Source organism: Enterobacter sp. R-25, assembly GCF_049913205.1.
Taxonomy (GTDB): domain Bacteria; phylum Pseudomonadota; class Gammaproteobacteria; order Enterobacterales; family Enterobacteriaceae; genus Enterobacter; species Enterobacter ludwigii.
The window spans coordinates 1504634-1521196 of the sequence record NZ_CP183982.1; the positions used below are offsets into that span (position 1 = coordinate 1504634).

The 16563-nt window shown below is 55.4% G+C and carries 19 protein-coding genes; 12 read left to right on the top strand and 7 right to left on the bottom strand.

The features are described from left to right. Nucleotides 1-34: 34 nt before the first annotated feature. The 5 genes from artM to ACN9MQ_RS07155 all read right to left on the bottom strand — a co-directional run bounded on the left by artM (nt 35) and on the right by ACN9MQ_RS07155 (nt 3651). Nucleotides 35-703, bottom strand: a complete 669-nt coding sequence (gene artM, locus ACN9MQ_RS07135; RefSeq protein ID WP_025204592.1) for an arginine ABC transporter permease ArtM — start codon at nt 701-703, stop codon at nt 35-37. After that, entirely contained in the window at nt 703-1419 is a 717-nt protein-coding gene (gene artQ, locus ACN9MQ_RS07140) for an arginine ABC transporter permease ArtQ (RefSeq protein ID WP_014169322.1), read from the bottom strand. Before artQ ends, artM begins: the two co-directional genes overlap by 1 nt. A gap of 6 nt (nt 1420-1425) precedes the next feature. Beyond that, nucleotides 1426-2157: an arginine ABC transporter substrate-binding protein ArtI gene (gene artI / locus ACN9MQ_RS07145; RefSeq protein ID WP_020884864.1), complete on the bottom strand. Its 732-nt coding sequence runs from the start codon at nt 2155-2157 to the stop codon at nt 1426-1428. 20 nt (nt 2158-2177) lie between these two features. Beyond that, nucleotides 2178-2906 (bottom strand): arginine ABC transporter ATP-binding protein ArtP, encoded by a 729-nt coding sequence (gene artP / locus ACN9MQ_RS07150; protein ID WP_014169324.1) that lies wholly within the window; start codon nt 2904-2906, stop codon nt 2178-2180. A 226-nt stretch (nt 2907-3132) separates the two neighbouring features. After that, nucleotides 3133-3651: a lipoprotein gene (locus ACN9MQ_RS07155; protein ID WP_014169325.1), complete on the bottom strand. Its 519-nt coding sequence runs from the start codon at nt 3649-3651 to the stop codon at nt 3133-3135. Nucleotides 3652-3748: 97 nt separating this feature from the next. Here ACN9MQ_RS07155 and ACN9MQ_RS07160 point away from each other — a divergent pair, with 97 nt between their 5' ends. The 3 genes from ACN9MQ_RS07160 to ACN9MQ_RS07170 all read left to right on the top strand — a co-directional run bounded on the left by ACN9MQ_RS07160 (nt 3749) and on the right by ACN9MQ_RS07170 (nt 5791). After that, on the top strand, nt 3749-4072 hold the full coding sequence (locus ACN9MQ_RS07160) for a heavy metal-binding domain-containing protein (RefSeq protein ID WP_006174327.1): 324 nt from the start codon (nt 3749-3751) through the stop codon (nt 4070-4072). After that, a complete protein-coding gene (locus tag ACN9MQ_RS07165) occupies nt 4069-4899 on the top strand; it encodes an N-acetylmuramoyl-L-alanine amidase (protein ID WP_032677767.1) in 831 nt (276 codons plus the stop codon). Before ACN9MQ_RS07160 ends, ACN9MQ_RS07165 begins: the two co-directional genes overlap by 4 nt. 268 nt (nt 4900-5167) lie before the next feature. Further along, nucleotides 5168-5791, top strand: a complete 624-nt coding sequence (locus ACN9MQ_RS07170) for a helix-turn-helix domain-containing protein (protein ID WP_032677768.1) — start codon at nt 5168-5170, stop codon at nt 5789-5791. Here ACN9MQ_RS07170 and ACN9MQ_RS07175 read toward each other — a convergent pair whose 3' ends face one another. Both ACN9MQ_RS07175 and ACN9MQ_RS07180 read right to left on the bottom strand, forming a co-directional pair. Next, nucleotides 5792-6388 carry a hypothetical protein gene (locus ACN9MQ_RS07175; RefSeq protein ID WP_025204590.1) on the bottom strand — a complete coding sequence of 199 codons (597 nt, stop codon included), beginning with the start codon at nt 6386-6388 and terminating at the stop codon, nt 5792-5794. Then, nucleotides 6388-7950 (bottom strand): peptidoglycan-binding protein, encoded by a 1563-nt coding sequence (locus ACN9MQ_RS07180; protein WP_426021293.1) that lies wholly within the window; start codon nt 7948-7950, stop codon nt 6388-6390. Before ACN9MQ_RS07180 ends, ACN9MQ_RS07175 begins: the two co-directional genes overlap by 1 nt. Before the next feature lie 300 nt (nt 7951-8250). Between ACN9MQ_RS07180 and gspC the strand changes: the two genes are divergently transcribed. The 9 genes from gspC to gspK are packed head-to-tail and all read left to right on the top strand — an operon-like array spanning nt 8251 to nt 16551. Then, a complete protein-coding gene (gene gspC, locus ACN9MQ_RS07185) occupies nt 8251-8982 on the top strand; it encodes a type II secretion system protein GspC (RefSeq protein ID WP_410384173.1) in 732 nt (243 codons plus the stop codon). Between the two features lie 13 nt (nt 8983-8995). Continuing rightward, nucleotides 8996-10912, top strand: a complete 1917-nt coding sequence (gene gspD, locus ACN9MQ_RS07190) for a type II secretion system secretin GspD (RefSeq protein WP_032677771.1) — start codon at nt 8996-8998, stop codon at nt 10910-10912. Nucleotides 10913-10926: 14 nt separating this feature from the next. Next, complete coding sequence (gene gspE / locus ACN9MQ_RS07195) at nt 10927-12405, top strand: type II secretion system ATPase GspE (protein WP_059306520.1); 1479 nt, start codon at nt 10927-10929, stop codon at nt 12403-12405. Further along, the gene (gene gspF, locus ACN9MQ_RS07200; protein WP_014169333.1) at nt 12405-13613 is read left to right on the top strand and encodes a type II secretion system inner membrane protein GspF; all 1209 of its coding nucleotides are present in this window, start codon (nt 12405-12407) and stop codon (nt 13611-13613) included. Before gspE ends, gspF begins: the two co-directional genes overlap by 1 nt. A gap of 3 nt (nt 13614-13616) precedes the next feature. Beyond that, on the top strand, nt 13617-14066 hold the full coding sequence (gene gspG / locus ACN9MQ_RS07205) for a type II secretion system major pseudopilin GspG (protein WP_014169334.1): 450 nt from the start codon (nt 13617-13619) through the stop codon (nt 14064-14066). Continuing rightward, complete coding sequence (gene gspH / locus ACN9MQ_RS07210; RefSeq protein ID WP_426021292.1) at nt 14066-14551, top strand: type II secretion system minor pseudopilin GspH; 486 nt, start codon at nt 14066-14068, stop codon at nt 14549-14551. Before gspG ends, gspH begins: the two co-directional genes overlap by 1 nt. Beyond that, on the top strand, nt 14544-14924 hold the full coding sequence (gene gspI / locus ACN9MQ_RS07215; RefSeq protein ID WP_014169336.1) for a type II secretion system minor pseudopilin GspI: 381 nt from the start codon (nt 14544-14546) through the stop codon (nt 14922-14924). Before gspH ends, gspI begins: the two co-directional genes overlap by 8 nt. After that, on the top strand, nt 14921-15544 hold the full coding sequence (gene gspJ, locus ACN9MQ_RS07220; RefSeq protein ID WP_426021291.1) for a type II secretion system minor pseudopilin GspJ: 624 nt from the start codon (nt 14921-14923) through the stop codon (nt 15542-15544). The genes gspI and gspJ overlap by 4 nt, the downstream gene beginning before the upstream one ends. Next, nucleotides 15541-16551 carry a type II secretion system minor pseudopilin GspK gene (gene gspK / locus ACN9MQ_RS07225; RefSeq protein WP_426021290.1) on the top strand — a complete coding sequence of 337 codons (1011 nt, stop codon included), beginning with the start codon at nt 15541-15543 and terminating at the stop codon, nt 16549-16551. The genes gspJ and gspK overlap by 4 nt, the downstream gene beginning before the upstream one ends. Nucleotides 16552-16563 lie beyond the last annotated feature (12 nt).

Genomic DNA, 16563 nt, shown 5'->3' on the forward strand with positions numbered 1-16563 from the left:
CGTCTTCGTCAATAAAATTTATGCAAATCTGTGATTAATTACGGCGCTCAAACGCCAGCGCTTTACGCTCGATAAGGCGCATCATCAGCGTCAGCAAACCGTTCACCACCAGATAGACCACGCCCGCGGCACCAAACACCATGACGTCATAGGTGCGTCCGTAGAGCAGCTGCCCGTGGCCCATGACTTCCATCAGCGTGATGGTGTAGGCCAGAGACGTACTCTTGAAAACCAGCACCACTTCGTTGGAGTAGGAGGAGAGCGCACGTTTAAACGCGTACGGCAGCAAGATAGCCAGCGTGTCTTTCTTGCTCATGCCCAGCGCACCACAGGACTGCCATTGCCCTTCCGGGATGGCACGAATAGCCCCGTAGAACAGCTGCGTGGTATAGGCCGCACTGTTCAGCGAAAGGGCAATCAGGGCGCACAGCCATGGCTCAGAAAGCAGGTGCCAGATAACCGGATACTCCTGCAGCGACGGGAACTGACCCGGGCCGTAGTAAATCAGGAAGATCTGCACCAGCAGCGGTGTACCGGTGAACAAGGTAATGTAGGCTCGCACAATCCATACCAGCACCGGCGTTTTTAGCGTCAGGACGATGGTAAAGATCAACGCCAGGATGAGCGCCACGATGATCGATGCGACGGTCAGCGTCAGGCTGGTGTGCAGCCCTTTCATCAGCTCCGGAAAATAGTCAAGCATCAGCCTGGTCTCCGTTCAAAGCGCGTCGCACGCAGATCAATGCGCTTGAGGATGTACTGACTCACCAGCGTGATCACCAGATAGATAGCCGCCGCCACGATGTACCAGGTAAACGGCTCCTGGGTACGGGTCGCGATACTTTTGGTTTGCAGCATTAAATCGTTCACGCTGATCAGGCTTACCAGCGCGGTATCTTTCAGCAGCACCAGCCACTGGTTACCCAGCCCGGGCAGCGCATGACGCCACATCTGTGGCATCACCAGACGGAAGAAGATCGCCGATTTCGACAAGCCTAACGCCTGGCCAGACTCCCACTGTCCCTGCGGAACCGCTTTCAGCGCACCGCGCAGGGTTTGCGAAGCATACGCGGAATAGAGCAGAGAGAGGGCAATCACGCCGCACAGGAACGGGCTGACGTCAAAGTTCTCAATCTGCATCTGCACCGGGATCTGCACCACACCCAGATTGAGGGTGAAGCCATCCGACAGCGTTAACAGCAGCTGCGAGGAGCCAAAATAGATAAACAGGACCACCAGAATTTCAGGCAGCCCACGCAGCACGGTTACCAGCGCTGAGCCGGCCCATGCGACAGGGAACCATTTTGCTGATTCCCATACCGCAAAGATCATCGCCAGCACAAGGCCGATAATCAGTGCGCAAACGGCAAGGCCGACGGTCATCCCGGCGGCGCTTGCTAAAGGAAAAATTTCATTCATCAGGAATTACTTCTGGAACCATTTTTTGTAGATGGTTTCGTAGGTGCCGTCTTTCTTCACTTTTTCCAGCGCAGCGTTGAATTTCTGCTGCAGCTCAGTGTTGCCCTGACGAACGGCAATACCCAGACCCGTGCCGAAGTAATCCTTGTCGGTCACTTTATCGCCCACTGGCGCCAGTTTATCGTTGGCTTTCAGCCACTCGGTCACCACGGCGGTGTCGCCGAACACGCCATCAATACGGCCGTTCTGCAGATCCAGCTTCGCATTCTGGTAGCTGTCATACGGAACGGTGGTGATTTCCGGGTGTTTATCCATGATGAATTTCTGGTGCGTGGTGCCGTTCTGCACGCCCACTTTCTTGCCTTTCAGCTGATCAACCGACGTGAATTTGCCTTTCTGACCAATAAACAGGGCAGAGTTGTCGTAGTAAGGGGTGGTGAACAGAACCTGTTTTTCGCGCTCAGGGGTGATATCCATTCCGGCCATAACGGCGTCGATACGGCGGAACTTCAGGCTTGGGATCAGGCTGTCGAACGCCTGGTTGCTGAAGGTACAGGTTGCGTCGATCTCTTTACACAGGGCGTTTGCCAGATCCACGTCAAAGCCGACAATTTTATTGTTCGCATCAATGGATTCAAACGGAGGATAAGACGCTTCAGTCGCGAAACGAATCGTCTGGGCTGCGGTAGCGGAAAGGGTGACGCTGGCGAGCAGCGCGGCAAGTAATACTTTTTTCATTATCATTTCCCCTGACACAATCAATGAGATAAATAGTTTTTGAACGCATCGGTTTGCGGGTTTGAGAAGCAGCTCGCATCACCTTGCTCAACGATATACCCGTTTTCCATGTAGACCACGCGGCTGGCCGTTTTGCGCGCCACTTCCACTTCATGGGTTACGATGACCTGAGTAATATGGGTTTCCGCCAGCTCGCGAATGATGCTCACGATCTGGGCGGTAATTTCGGGATCCAGCGCCGCGGTCGGTTCATCAAACAGCAGTACCGCAGGCTCCATCATCAGCGCACGGGCAATCGCCACACGTTGCTGCTGACCACCGGAGAGGTGCAGCGGATAGCGGTCGCTGTAAGGCTTAAGGCGCAGACGCTCCAGCAGCTTATCCGCACGCGCGATCGCCTGATCTTTACTTAAGCCCAGCACGCGGCACGGGGCTTCGATCAGGTTTTGCAGTACGGTCAGATGCGGCCAGAGATTGTATTGCTGGAAGACCATGCCAACGTTTTGACGCAGTTCACGAATCGCTTTATCAGACGGTGTTTTCGCGAAATCAAAATGGTTACCGGCGATAGCCAGCGTACCCGAACGGGGCATTTCAAGCAGATTAAGGACACGCAGAAGGGAGCTTTTACCTGCACCGCTTGGGCCAAGCAAAACCAGCGTTTCGCCTTCCGGGCAGTCCAGCGTGATGTCAAACAGCGCCTGGTGTGCGCCGTAGAAGCAGTTAATGCCGTTTAGTTTAATACTCATCGGGGCAGTCTTTACTCATCCAGGCAATCTATAGCAATTGAGGCCGCAGATAGTACCGTTGACAGAATAGTTATGCAATATTTCTGCGTTAAAAGTTAAATATAACCCGCAATACCCTCTAAACATAGCACAAAATAGCGAACGGCAATGTCGGCGAGTATAAATGTCGGCATTCCGCATGAAATGCCGCACATTTTACGGGGTTAACGCTTTTTAAACGGGTGGCTTAGCGGTTTTCAATCGACTGGCGGAGCGTGCCTGCCGGGGCGTGAACGCTGCCACCGACGTACCTTACGTCGTCCACCGCCCAGCACTGACCTTCACGGATCATCAGCACTTCATCCTGCCAGGTTTGGGTTCCCTGGGTCAGTTTGACGCGCAGGGGAATGTTTCGCGCATCGGTGTTTGGGATCGTTGAAGCACTGGTGACCTCGGCGCTGTCAGGCAGCGTGGCGCGGCTGGAGAACGGATCGGATTTAAGCAGCGCGTTATGCTGCGGATCGCGGGTGGCGTCGCTCAGCAGTTTCGCCAGGCCGTCACTCAGATACGGTCGCAGGGCGGTAATATCATTGCTGCGGTGCTGTATGCGGTAATCATAGAACTGTTGCGCCACGGTATCCGGGCCGCCCTCAATGCATGGGCCGCTGCGGGTACCAATATCCTTAAAGGCTGGCGTGACCGTGGTGGTGCAGGCGCTGAGCACCAGCGCGCAGGGCACGAAAAGTGTTAAAGCTGAATAGCGCATGTTGATTTCCTTATTTATTAACTATCCTTTCAATCATAGCGTAACGAACCGATAATGCTGTACCTAAGGCATTGAACGCTAAAGAAGGAGAGAAAGTATGCAGTTTTCAACAACGCCTACCCTGGAAGGGCAACCTATTACCGAGTACTGCGGCGTGGTCACCGGCGAAGCCATACTGGGCGCGAACATTTTCCGGGACTTCTTTGCCGGCATTCGCGATATCGTGGGGGGACGTTCTGGCGCGTATGAGAAAGAGCTGCGCAAAGCCCGCGAAATTGCGTTTAAAGAGCTTGGCGAACAGGCCAAGGCGCTGGGTGCAGATGCCGTGGTAGGTATCGATATTGACTACGAAACGGTCGGTAAAGATGCCAGCATGCTGATGGTGAGCGTAAGCGGTACGGCGGTGAAAACCCGTCGATGAAGCGCTCGCTTGCCACACTCCTGCTGGCGCTGTTGCTGGCAGGGTGCGCCACGGAAAAAGGCATTATTGATAAAGGTGCCTATGAGCTGGATACCCGCCATCAGGCCCAGGCGGCTTACCCGCGTATAAAGGTGCTGGTGATCCACTACACCGCCGATGACTTTGACAGCTCGCTGGCGACGTTAACCGACAAGAATGTCAGCTCTCACTACCTGATCCCCGCCAAACCGCCTGCCCCTGAGGGCAAACCGCGTATCTGGCAGCTGGTACCGGAGAGCGAACTGGCATGGCATGCCGGCATCAGCTTCTGGCGCGGCACCAACCGTATTAATGACACCTCCGTGGGGATTGAGCTGGAAAACCGGGGCTGGCAAAAAACGGCGGGAGTAAAACACTTCACCCCGTTCGAGCCGGCGCAAATTGCGGCTCTGATCCCGCTCGCCAAAGACATTATCGCCCGCTACGACATTAAGCCGCAGAACGTCGTCGCGCACTCTGATATTGCCCCCCAGCGTAAAGACGATCCCGGCCCGCTGTTCCCCTGGCGCGAACTGGCGCAGCAGGGAATTGGTGCCTGGCCCGATCCGGACCGCGTCAACTTTTATCTCAATGGGCAGCCACGCTATCAGGAAGTGGACAGCGCACTGCTGCTCGATCTGTTAGCGCGGTATGGCTATGAAGTGCCTGAGGCTGCCACAGCCCAGCAGCAGAAAAGAGTGATTACCGCGTTTCAAATGCACTTCCGTCCACAGCTGTGGAATGGTGTGGCTGACCGCGAAACGCTGGCCATCGCTGAAGCGCTTCTGGAAAAGTACGGACAGGGGTGATCCTGCGGGATACCCCCTCGTGAGTATTTTCCGCGTAATTTAAGTAAGATTAATCTTAAGTACAAACTCAATTCATTTTTAGTTAATTGACTTAAAATTATCCGGATTTAAGATGGACACATAGCTTGCTAAGTAAAGCAGCAAATTAACGTAAACAATTTCTACTTTTATTTTCTCCTTGAGTGTTTCATCAGGAAAATATTCCTGGGTTGAGGCCTTACGTCTTAATCCTGAGTTTTATATTTCACATCTTAAATTGGGTATAATAATGTTAAGCATCTACGGTAAAAAATTACGTCCGCAAAACGAAGTCAACGCAATTATTTCTGCAACGTCAGGATTTGAAGAGAAGACGTTAAAAAAGTGGCAGAAAATATCTACCAGTGATTCACAGTATATTCATATTATCGTCAGTGGCGACGTTGAGTTCCGCCGCGAATCTGATGAACTGTGCATGTTCACCGTTCAGGGGCCGTGTATATTTGGGCTTTGTTCTATGTTTTACAGCGCCACGCACATGTATGGCCTCATTCGGTCAAATACCGTCGTGCGCTCGATAAAAAAAGAGGCCTTCGCCCAGCTAATGACTGAAAACAATCTGTGGCCGGAACTGACGAAAGTGCTCTCCTGGTATATTTGTATGCTGAGCAAGCGTGACGATGTGCTGGTTGCCCGCAGTGCCTATTCGGTAGTGCGCGAATTTTTATACGAGATTAATGAACTGATTGTTCAGCATCAGCGTGATATCAACATATATGACTATATTCAGGAATACACCAACCTGGCACGCAGTACCATTATTAAAATTCTCTCTGACCTGAAAAAGGGTCAGTATATTGTGGTGGAAAAGGGGCGACTCCTTAACCTGACATCCTTGCCTGAAAAATATTAATTACTCCAGCCGGTCTCCTTTATGACGTAAAGGGGACCGGGAAATATCCTGCGTTTCGTCAACCGGCGGCGCGGGAATTTTGCCTTGCGAATAATCCTGCTCTTGTTCTTTTAACGCCTGCTTAAACAATTCTGTTAATGAGGAACTGTCGCTGCCAGCCCGTGCAGAAGCGTCGGTGTGAGCCCCGGTACCGGGTAACGTATCCCGCGCGATATCGTGCTGAGCCGCTCCTTCAGGCGCCTGCTGCCAGTCGGTATCATCGCCGTTAATCGGCAGATCCTGCAGGGCAGGCATATCCTCATGCACCGGCGCAGGTTTAGGGTGCGGATGCGGGAAGGGTTTGCTCACATACACATAATGCATATCTGAAAGCTGTGTTTCCGGTCTGGCGCTGCTCGCGTTGATGGGGGCGGGTGCAGGGTGGCGCAGATCCCAATACACATGCGCGTACAACCCGGCCATCAGCATGGCGCACAGACCCAGGAGTCCTAAAACGGTGTGGGCAAAAACGTGTCTCAGTCCGGGAAGGCGATATGAAAACCAGACCGCTTCCCCAGTGGTGTAACTGCGCTGAGCCGCAAGGCTGATAGTAGACATCAGGAATGCTTCTCCTGCATTTTCGCATCCGGTATTGCATGCGAAGCCTGGATCAATACGCTCGGCGTGGTGTTGGTTTCCCGCATTAACTGCATCAATGTCTCTTCGCCGGGAATACCGTCCACATGCAGATGCATTTTTTGCTGGAACGCGCGGGTGCGTTTCATCATCTCCGCAGTCCAGCGCTGAGCGTGGGTTTCAGGCTGAGAAAGGGCCTGGCTCAGCTGCTGATCAAGCCAGGTCATCTCTTTGCCGTCACTGGTTGCGCTGATGGCGTCTTTACCTTCCGGCGTCAGGCGGTGCAGTTGCGTATAGTTTCCGGTTGCATGCCGGTTAAACCAGCTGCGACTGACCTGCCAGGTCCGGTTATTCATCAGCAGGTCCATCGAGGTTTCTCCGACGCGGGCGACCACCGCATAGTTAAGATGATTGCCGGTTTTGAGCTCGCTCACCCACGGATAACCTTCGCCTGCCAGCGCATCCGGAGAGGCATTTCCCTGCTTACACATCAGGTTTACCTTCACCGCGTTTTGACACAGCGCATCGTCCGCCGAGGCGTCATACCCCCACATCAGATAAAGCTGATGCATCGCGTCCGGCTGATTGACTATTTCCTTGTCGATAACCGGCACGACGGGGGCCTGAACGGGGGCGGCCGTGTGTTTCCAGCTTATCGGGACCGGCAGAGAAACCGGGAGGCGAGCAGTCATTGAGGCGGTGAAATACCAGCCGCAAGCCGCGAACAGCACAGAGGCAAACAGTGAAACCGTTGCCAGACGCTTACCCTGTTTTTTCGCGGGCAGCACCTCTGCGGCCGCCAGGCGTAAATGTCGCGGACTGACCTGGCTTGCGCGTTCGGTCCAGGCCGCGAGCATCGACAGGTGCGCCAGCGCATTCAGTTCACTGATTTTCCCTTTTGTCATTGCGTGCATCTTACGCACGCGCGCCGGGGATAACGGCGAGCTTTCGCCTCCGTGCTCTTCGCACTGCGCCTGCACGTAGCTGAGATATTCACGGCAGGTCAGGGGGCGCAAGGTGTGGTGGGTATGCACATATTCACGCAGATCAGATTGCTGTAGCAGCGCCGCCTGATTTTCCGCGCCCGTCAGCACCACCGATAAATGAAACCCCAGCTCCTGCGCACGGGTGAGCAACATCCCCAGCACCGTCCGGCAGGTCTCTTTCATGGCTTCAGTATGGGAAATGACCAGCACGGTGGCCTGCGTTTTCCCGGCCTGCCACTGCTGCAGCACGGTATCGACTGCCTGAATACGGCTGGTGATTGCTTTCGTGTCCGGGTTGAGCTTGTACAGCAGGCTACTGGCGCTCAGTTTTGGAAACGCGTTGATGGCAAGAACGCGGTTGTCGCTGTTTTTCAGCGCATCGCTGAACTGGCCCAACAGCGAGGTATCGTCGCTAAAGAGCCCGCATATTCCCGCCTGTTGGGTTTTCTCTTTCAGCAGGTTAAAGACGTCCTGATGATAAGGCACCAGAAAATCCCCGGATAAGCGGGTGACCTTCCTGAAGGGCGGGGTTTTAAAAGTAAAGTGGCTCTGATACATAACGACTTACCGTCTCTGATTAGGAATAGCAACAGGTCGTGAAATTACGGTAAGGAGACGGGGCGATCAATTTTTCAACTGGGTAAAAATATCCGGCAGAAATGTCCTAACACCTCGGTTTTAGACGGTCAATAATTTTCTTTATTAAAGTTGATGGCGAAGTCGATGGTCGTATTCACCGCGTCTCATTACTCTCTTCACACGTTTTGTCGCAGCGTGATGCTGCTTATTTTCGCTTTGTTAAAGGCCAGATGAAAAATGAGGTTCTCATTTCTGTCACGGTGGATAACCCCTTGCATGATGTTGGTGCTGTTAATTTTTAGCGGCCAGCAAGGGTATTTCACGTTTAAAGATTATAAAAAGGTTACGAATAGGTTGGCTAACTCTGATGCGCAGCCGCTGAAAAACCGCCGCGAAGAGAAAATATTCACGCTTTTCACGGCGGCAACACGTCAGGACACTGGGCCGGCTGCGCTAAAAGCCCCGCTGGCGGCGGAAATAGAAGGCATTGTGCGCAGTGATGACCCCTGGCTTTCCTTCGCCGTTATTAAAACGCCCGCGGGCCAGAAGAGCTACCGCGAAGGGGAGCCGCTGACCGGTTTTAACGATGCCTTTATTCAGGAAATTAACAAAGACAGTGTCGTCGTGAATTATGAAGGCATCACGCAGACGCTGGCCTTAAAGAAACCGGATTATTTCAAGGGCGGCGTTGATAGCGGCCCGGTAACCAAATCGACAAAAGATGCAGGCGCAGACACGCTGCATCTGAATGATTATCTGGTATTAAAACCGGTTGTCGGAAAAGGCCAACTGGAAGGCTATGCCATTAATCCCCGGAATGCCTCTTCCTTTTATAGCCATTCAGGACTGAAAAAAGGGGACGTGGCAGTCGAAGTGAATGCTGTCGATATGACCGATGAAGTAAAGGCAAAAAATATTATTGCTGAATGGTCAAAAATGAAAGAAGCGGAGGTTGTCGTCAGACGTCACGCTCACCTTGAAAATATTCGGGTCAATGTTCTTAACAATTAATAAGTGTACAGACATGAAGAAATTTCCATGGGCGTGCGTGGCGCTGACCGCATTGTCGTTATATTCGGGTTCGCTGCTCGCAGCCAACTTTAGCGCGAGTTTTAAAAATACCGATATCCGCGAGTTTATCGATACGGTAGGCCGCAACCTTAACAAAACCATTCTCGTCGACCCGTCGGTTCAGGGCTCCGTATCTGTCAGAACCTACAACGTGCTGACGGAGGATGAGTATTACCAGTTCTTCCTGAGCGTGCTGGATCTCTACGGTCTCTCGGTGATCCCGATGGATAACGGCATGGTTAAAGTGGTGCGCTCAAGCGTGGCCCGCACCGCCGGTGCGCCGCTGGCAGACAGCACAAACCCGGGCAAAGGCGATGAGATTATTACCCGTGTCGTGCGCATGGAAAACGTGCCGGTGCGTGAACTCGCGCCGCTGTTGCGTCAACTGAACGATGCTACCGGCATCGGCAACGTGGTGCACTTCGAGCCTTCCAACGTGCTGCTGTTAACCGGTAAAGCGTCCGTGGTGAACCGGCTGGTGGATCTGGTCCAGCGCGTGGATAAAGACGGTGTACAGCGTCGCGAAATCGTCCCCCTGCGCTTTGCTTCCGCCAAAGCGCTCTCCGACATGTTGAATAATCTCAACAACGAAGAGCAGAAAGGGCAGAACGCACCGCAGTTGGCCACCAAAGTGGTGGCGGATGACGAAACCAACAGCCTGGTGATCAGCGGTTCGGAAGATGCGCGCACGCGTACCCGCAGCCTGATCCATGAGTTAGATCGCGAGCAGAACAACGAGGGGAATACCCGCGTCTTCTATCTCAAGTACGCCAGCGCCACCAAAGTGGTTCCGGTGCTCACCGGTATTGGCGAACAGCTGAAAGACAAAGCCGGCACCGCGAAGGCGAAAACGGCCACCGCGGCAACCGATCTGAATATTACCGCCGACGAGTCAACCAACTCGCTGGTGATCACCGCGCAGCCTAACGTGATGAACTCCCTTGAGAAGGTGATCGACAAGCTCGACATCCGCCGTCCGCAGGTGCTGGTGGAAGCCATCATTGCTGAAGTGCAGGACGGCAACGGTCTGGATCTCGGCGTGCAGTGGACCGGCAAGCACGGTGGCGTCCAGTTCGGCTCCACCGGCCTGCCCATTAGTCAGATAAAAAATGGCACCATCAAGGGCGCCAGCTTTACTGGCCTGGCGACCGGCTTCTTTAACGGTGATTTCGGTGCGCTGATGACCGCGCTCTCAACTGACGGCAAAAACGACATTCTTTCCACGCCAAGCGTGGTCACGCTGGATAACAAAGAGGCGTCATTTAATGTCGGTCAGGACGTGCCGGTGCTTTCCGGTTCGCAGACCACCAGTGGTGATAATGTCTTTAACTCCGTAGAGCGCAAGACGGTGGGGACCAAACTGAAAATTGTGCCGCAAATCAACGACGGCGACATGATCCACCTGAAGATTGAGCAGGAAGTCTCAAGCGTCGACAACAGCGCAACGGAAGACGCCAGCCTTGGCCCAACCTTTAATACCCGAACCATCAATAACGAAGTGATGGTGCACAGCGGGCAAACGGTGGTGCTCGGCGGCCTGATGGAGAATGTCACTAAGCAGTCGGTCTCCAAAGTGCCGCTGCTGGGGGATATTCCGCTGGTCGGGCAGCTTTTCCGCTACACCTCGCAGGACGCGTCCAAACGCAACCTGATGGTCTTTATTCATACCACCGTGCTGCGTGACGACGACAACTACAGCGCGGCGTCGAAAGAGAAATATGACCAGATCCGCGCCCGCCAGCAGCAGCGCGTTGAGGAGAAAAAGCTCGGGATCATTGAACCGGCGGATAACGCCGTGTTACCCGCGTTCCCTGCTGCGAGTGCTGCAACGGTGAAAACCAGCGCGTCCCGCAATCCGTTTAAAGAGTAAGGCGGAGGTATCACGTGGACGAACTGAGCAAAACCCTGTGTAGCAGCGGCTACGCAAAAGATAACGGCGTTTTATTTTATCACGATGCGGTCTATATCCGTGATGACACCCCGGCACTCGCGCTGCTGGAAGTGCGTCGGGTGCTGGGACGCGCGTTTGTCCCGGTCACCCTGACGCCGGAAGCCTTCGATGAAATGCTGGCCAGGATCTGGCAGCAGAGCAGCGGGGTGTCCCAGCAACTGGTGGACGATATGGACGCCGATATCGATCTGATGGCGTTAACCGAGGAGATCCCGGACAACGAAGATCTGCTCGATAACGATGAAAACTCGCCGGTGATCCGCCTGATCAACGCCATTCTCGGCGAGGCGGTAAAAGAGGGCGCGTCGGATATTCATATTGAAACCTTCGAGCGTACGCTGAGCATTCGCTTTCGCGTCGACGGCGTGCTGCGTCCGGTGTTGCAGCCCGCGCGTAAGCTCGCGCCGCTGCTGGTTTCGCGTATCAAGGTGATGTCCCGGCTGGATATCGCGGAGAAACGTCTGCCGCAGGATGGCCGTATTTCCCTGCGCATTGGCCGTAAGGCGGTCGACGTGCGCGTATCGACCATTCCGTCCCAGTATGGTGAACGCGTGGTCATGCGTCTGCTCGATAAAAGCAATCTCAAGCCTGATATCAACAAGCTTGGGCTGATTGATGAAGAACGGGAGAAGTTACAAGGGCTGATTGACCGCCCGCACGGCATTATCCTGGTCACCGGGCCAACGGGTTCCGGTAAAAGTACCACCCTGTACGCGATTCTCTCGGCGCTGAACGGCCATGAGCGCAACATCCTGACCGTAGAAGATCCTATTGAATACGAGCTGGAAGGGGTGGGGCAGACGCAGGTTAACCCGCGCGTGGACATGACCTTTGCCCGCGGGCTGCGCGCGATTCTGCGCCAGGACCCGGACGTGGTGATGATCGGCGAAATCCGTGACGCCGAGACGGCACAAATTGCGGTGCAGGCGTCGCTCACCGGTCACCTGGTCATGTCTACGCTGCACACCAACAGCGCCGCCGGGGCGATAACCCGCCTGCGGGATATGGGGCTGGAGTCGTTTTTAATCGGTTCATCGTTACTGGGGGTCATTGCCCAGCGTCTGGTGCGTCGGCTGTGTCCGCACTGCCGTACCACCAGTCCGCTGGATGACAATGAAAAGGCGCTGTTCAGCTTTATGGACCAGCCGCCACACGCGATTTATCGCGCGGTGGGGTGCGAACACTGTCGCCAGAGCGGCTATCAGGGGCGCGCCGGTATTCATGAGTTTCTGGTGGTCGACAGCACCCTGCGCCGCGCCATTCATGAAGATAAAGACGAAATGGCCATCGAAACCGAACTCTTTAAGCAGGCCTATAGCCTGCGTGAGAACGGGCTGCTGAAGGTGATCGGTGGCGTCACTTCGCTGGAAGAGGTGATGCGCGTCACCGCCGAGCGCGGAGGAGATGCGTAATGGCCTTCTACGCCTGGACGGCGAGGGATACCGCGGGCAAAACCCGGCGTGGCACGTTGCAGGCTGAGGGGCAAAAGCAGGTTCGCCAGATGTTGCGCGAGCAAAAGCTGATGCCCGTCAGCATCAACGAAACCCGTGAGGTTGCGGCTGCCGGTAATGCGAACGCCGGGGCAAAACTCTCCACGCCGGTGCTGTCGATGTTTACCCGTCAGCTGTCGACGCTCGTCAACGCTGCGCTGCCGCTGGAGAGCGCGCTGAAGGCAATCGCGAAACAGACGGAGGACAAAAAGCTCGCGGCGATGGTGGTGGACATCCGCGAGAAGGTGGTGGAAGGGCATACGCTGTTTGACGCCTTCAGCCAGTTTCCGCGCAGCTTCGACAAGCTCTACTGCACGCTGGTAATGGCCGGTGAAAAGACCGGCCATCTGGGCGACGTGCTGGAAAAGCTGGCCGAGTACAACGAGCAGCGTCAGAAGATGAAAAGCAAACTGACGCAGGCGATGGTCTACCCGATCACCCTGACCGTGGTGGCCATCGCGGTGATCGGCATTCTGCTGGTGGCGGTTGTGCCCCAGGTGATTGAGCAGTTCACCCATATGAAACAGCAACTGCCGATCACCACCCGCACGCTGATCGCGGTGAGTGATTTCCTGCAGGTTTACGGCCTCTATATCGTCGGCAGCCTGGCAGGCGGGATGATGGGTTTTAAGGCCTGGCTTCGAAACGCTAAAAATCGTTTTCGCTGGCACGGCTGGCTGGTGAACGGTTCACCCGTCAAAAAGCTGGTCTGCGCCATCAACAGCGCCCGCTATATCCGTACCCTGAGCATTCTGCAGGCCAGTAGCGTGCCGTTGCTGGAGGGGATGTATATCGCGATGGACGGGATCGAAAACCGGTATGCCCGGCAGGTGCTGGAGCAGGCGGCGGATACCGTGCGCCAGGGGGCATCGCTTTATGCGGCTCTGGAGCAGGCGAAATTATTCCCGCCGACCATGCTGTATATGATTGCCTCCGGGGAAGAGAGTGGGGAATTAGGCCATTTAATGGACCGCGCGGCGGAAAACCAGGAATCGGCATTACAGCATCGTATTACGTTAACGCTGTCGGTATTTGAACCGGCACTGGTGGTATCTATGGCGACGATTGTTTTATTCATCGTCCTGTCAATATTACAACCGCTTCTGCAACTTAATAATATGGTAGGTTAAATCATGGCTATAAAACGCAAACACCTGGCTCGCCAGGCGGGCTTCACCTTGCTCGAATTAATGGTGGTTATTGTTATTCTCGGCGTACTCGCGAGTATGGTGGTACCCAATTTAATGGGCAATAAAGAAAAAGCGGATACCCAAAAAGCGACCAGCGATATCGTCGCGCTCGAAGGCTCGCTGGATATGTATAAGCTGGATAATCACCGCTATCCCACCACCGAACAGGGCTTGCAGGCGCTGGTCACGAAGCCAGAGATTGCGCCCATTCCCAACGGCTACCGTGCGGACGGTTATATCCGCCGCCTGCCGCAGGACCCGTGGGGCGGGGATTATATTCTGGTCAGCCCGGGTGAACACGGTGCCGTAGACGTTTTCTCCGCCGGTCCGGATGGCGAAGCCAATACCGCTGATGATATTACAAACTGGTCTCTGGATAAGAAAGAGAAATAATGAAACGTCAACGCGGCTTTACGTTGCTGGAAATTATTCTGGCGCTGGTGATATTTGCCAGTTGCGCCATGATGGTGGTTTCAACAATACCCTCACGCAGCGGTGCGGATATATTTTGTCAGCAATTAAAAGCCCTCGTTGATTATGGCTCAGACCGGGCAGTGATGGACGGAAATATCGTGGGGTTGGTTATGACCGCGGATAAATACCGGCTGGTGACGCTCGAGGATAAAAACGGTGAACGTCACTGGGTGTCGTTATCCGCGGGGCGGATAACGACCCGGGGTGATTTCCCGCCGGAGATGCACGTCTCGCTCTCGCCGCAGCGTCTCGCCGCCACGGTGGCGTCCGAACCGCAGGTGTTATTTCTGCCAGACGGTGAAATCAGCCGCTTTACGCTGGCGCTGCAAAGCCGCGACAACGCGCACCATTTCCGCGTGGTGTCGCAAGGCGCGGCCCCTGTAACGGTAGAAAACGATGGCTAACGGCAAGAGAAAGCAAAAGGGGATGACGCTGCTGGAGGTGATGGTCGCGCTGGTCATCTTCTCCACCGCCGCACTGGCGCTGATGAACTCGGTCTCCCTGAACGTGCGTTTCACCCACGGGCTGGCCGATACATTGCAGGCCAGCTGGGTCGCCGAAAATCAACTGGCGGAGGCGCAGCTCAACAGACGTGATTTTCCTGACGCTGAAGCGCAGGGGGCAGAGGTCATGGGCGGGCGCAGCTGGGCCTGGCGAAAGCAGCGCGTAAAAACCGCGGCTAACGGCTGGGCGAATGCCATCCGCGTCTATGCAGAAGGCGATGAAAGCCAACCGGTTATTTCACTGCAGGTCATCGCGCCGGGAGAGGAACCGTGAAGAAAATCCGACGCCAGCGGGGATTTACCCTGCTGGAGATCATGATTGCGCTGACCATTTTTGCGGTGATCAGCACCCTGGCCTGGCAAATCCTCGACGGAGCGATGCGCACCAGTTCGGCGACGGAGGCCAGCGCGGCAAAGCTCAATCAGCTTCAGCGTGCCTGGAGCCTGATGGAACGCGATTTCTATCAGCTTCAGGCGCGTGCGCCGCGCAATGAGCCGGATACATTTCGTCAGGGGGATGACGGCCTTGAGCTGACCACGCTGAACGGCGTGAGCGGAACCGTACAGCTGGAGCGTGTGCGCTGGCGGCTGGAAGAGGGGCGACTGTACCGGGATGTCTGGCCGGTGATTGACAGCCCGGCGGATGCCAGACCCGATGCGGTGCCGATTGTCGACGAGGTGAAATCCCTGCAGTGGCGTTTTTACCGTCAGGGCTGGCAAAAAAGCTGGAACGACCCGGCACATCTGCCGGACGGCGTCGAGCTGACGCTGACGATGGAAAACGGGGAAACCTGGCGCTGGGTGTTTACAACGCCGGGCGATATTCCCGAGGCCGCCGCGCCAGCGCCTGCAGACGCACCTGCCGCGCCACCTGCAGCGGAAGCGACATCATGAAGGCTTTACGTAAACAGAAAGGCGTCGCGCTGCTGGTGGTACTGATCCTGCTGGTCATGATGTCGGCGCTGGCTGCCAGAATCAGCCAGCAGTTCTGCCGCAATCTGCAGAAAACCCATTACCAGGTGAGTCAGCAGCAGCTGCGCTGGGCCATGCAGGCTCAGGAGAAGGTGGTCAAAGATCGTCTGCAGAGCGACGCCAGCGGTGAGAGTAAAGCCCTTACCCTGCAGGGTGACTGGCACCAGCCGCTGGAGACCCGGGGTGACGATTACACGGTGGTCAGCCAGGTAGAAGACGCCCAGGACTGCTTCAACGTGAATGACCTGCTGGCGGCCGATGACATCGCGCAGGGGCAAAATGCGCCCGCGGTGCCGGAAAAACCGCGGAAAGAGCAGATTGTTGAGCAACTCCTGACCGGGAGTGGCCTCAGCCAGTCCACGGCGCACGAGGTTTACTCGCAGCTGGTGGACTATCTGGATGGCGATACCACCACGGCCAGCGAGGGGGCGGAGAGCGATGCCTGGGCGGGCGTGGTGCCCCCCCGGCAGCCCGCAAACCAGATGATGCGCACGATCGCTGAGATCACGCTGCTGCCGGCATTTCCGGCAACGGCATACCGGAAGGTGAGTACGCTGCTGTGTGCCTTACCGGATACCGCCAGCAAGGTGGATGTGAACACCCTGAAACCGGAACAGGCCGCCTTACTGGCCGCCATGTTCCCCGGAAAAATAACGCAAGACGATGCCGTTCGCCTGATTGAATCGCGACCTGAAACCGGCTGGGAAAATATGGAAACCTTCAGCAACGCGCTGGAGCAGGCCTTCCCGCAGGTGAAAGACGACCTTCCGCAGGTGGCCGGACAACTCTCCACCCAAAGCCGGTACTTCCGCGTTAACTATACCGGCAACACCGATGCGCTAACGCTTCGCGTGGTAAGCCAGCTTCAGGTCAATAACGAAGCCGGTGAGATCGTGACGTGGCAACGTCGTTACCGAATGATTGAATAAGAAAAGCAGATG

Bases quoted from the DNA above. Each gene is read 5' to 3' on its own strand.
- ACN9MQ_RS07160 (WP_006174327.1), top strand. From the start codon at position 3,749: ATGCAGTTTTCAACAACGCCTACCCTGGAAGGGCAACCTATTACCGAG.
- gspI (WP_014169336.1), top strand. From the start codon at position 14,544: ATGGCTAACGGCAAGAGAAAGCAAAAGGGGATGACGCTGCTGGAGGTG.
- ACN9MQ_RS07165 (WP_032677767.1), top strand. From the start codon at position 4,069: ATGAAGCGCTCGCTTGCCACACTCCTGCTGGCGCTGTTGCTGGCAGGG.
- ACN9MQ_RS07170 (WP_032677768.1), top strand. From the start codon at position 5,168: ATGTTAAGCATCTACGGTAAAAAATTACGTCCGCAAAACGAAGTCAAC.
- artP (WP_014169324.1), bottom strand. From the start codon at position 2,906: ATGAGTATTAAACTAAACGGCATTAACTGCTTCTACGGCGCACACCAG.
- ACN9MQ_RS07175 (WP_025204590.1), bottom strand. From the start codon at position 6,388: ATGTCTACTATCAGCCTTGCGGCTCAGCGCAGTTACACCACTGGGGAA.
- artQ (WP_014169322.1), bottom strand. From the start codon at position 1,419: ATGAATGAAATTTTTCCTTTAGCAAGCGCCGCCGGGATGACCGTCGGC.
- artI (WP_020884864.1), bottom strand. From the start codon at position 2,157: ATGAAAAAAGTATTACTTGCCGCGCTGCTCGCCAGCGTCACCCTTTCC.
- ACN9MQ_RS07180 (WP_426021293.1), bottom strand. From the start codon at position 7,950: ATGTATCAGAGCCACTTTACTTTTAAAACCCCGCCCTTCAGGAAGGTC.
- gspK (WP_426021290.1), top strand. From the start codon at position 15,541: ATGAAGGCTTTACGTAAACAGAAAGGCGTCGCGCTGCTGGTGGTACTG.
- gspG (WP_014169334.1), top strand. From the start codon at position 13,617: ATGGCTATAAAACGCAAACACCTGGCTCGCCAGGCGGGCTTCACCTTG.
- gspF (WP_014169333.1), top strand. From the start codon at position 12,405: ATGGCCTTCTACGCCTGGACGGCGAGGGATACCGCGGGCAAAACCCGG.
- gspD (WP_032677771.1), top strand. From the start codon at position 8,996: ATGAAGAAATTTCCATGGGCGTGCGTGGCGCTGACCGCATTGTCGTTA.
- artM (WP_025204592.1), bottom strand. From the start codon at position 703: ATGCTTGACTATTTTCCGGAGCTGATGAAAGGGCTGCACACCAGCCTG.
- gspH (WP_426021292.1), top strand. From the start codon at position 14,066: ATGAAACGTCAACGCGGCTTTACGTTGCTGGAAATTATTCTGGCGCTG.
- gspC (WP_410384173.1), top strand. From the start codon at position 8,251: ATGTTGGTGCTGTTAATTTTTAGCGGCCAGCAAGGGTATTTCACGTTT.
- ACN9MQ_RS07155 (WP_014169325.1), bottom strand. From the start codon at position 3,651: ATGCGCTATTCAGCTTTAACACTTTTCGTGCCCTGCGCGCTGGTGCTC.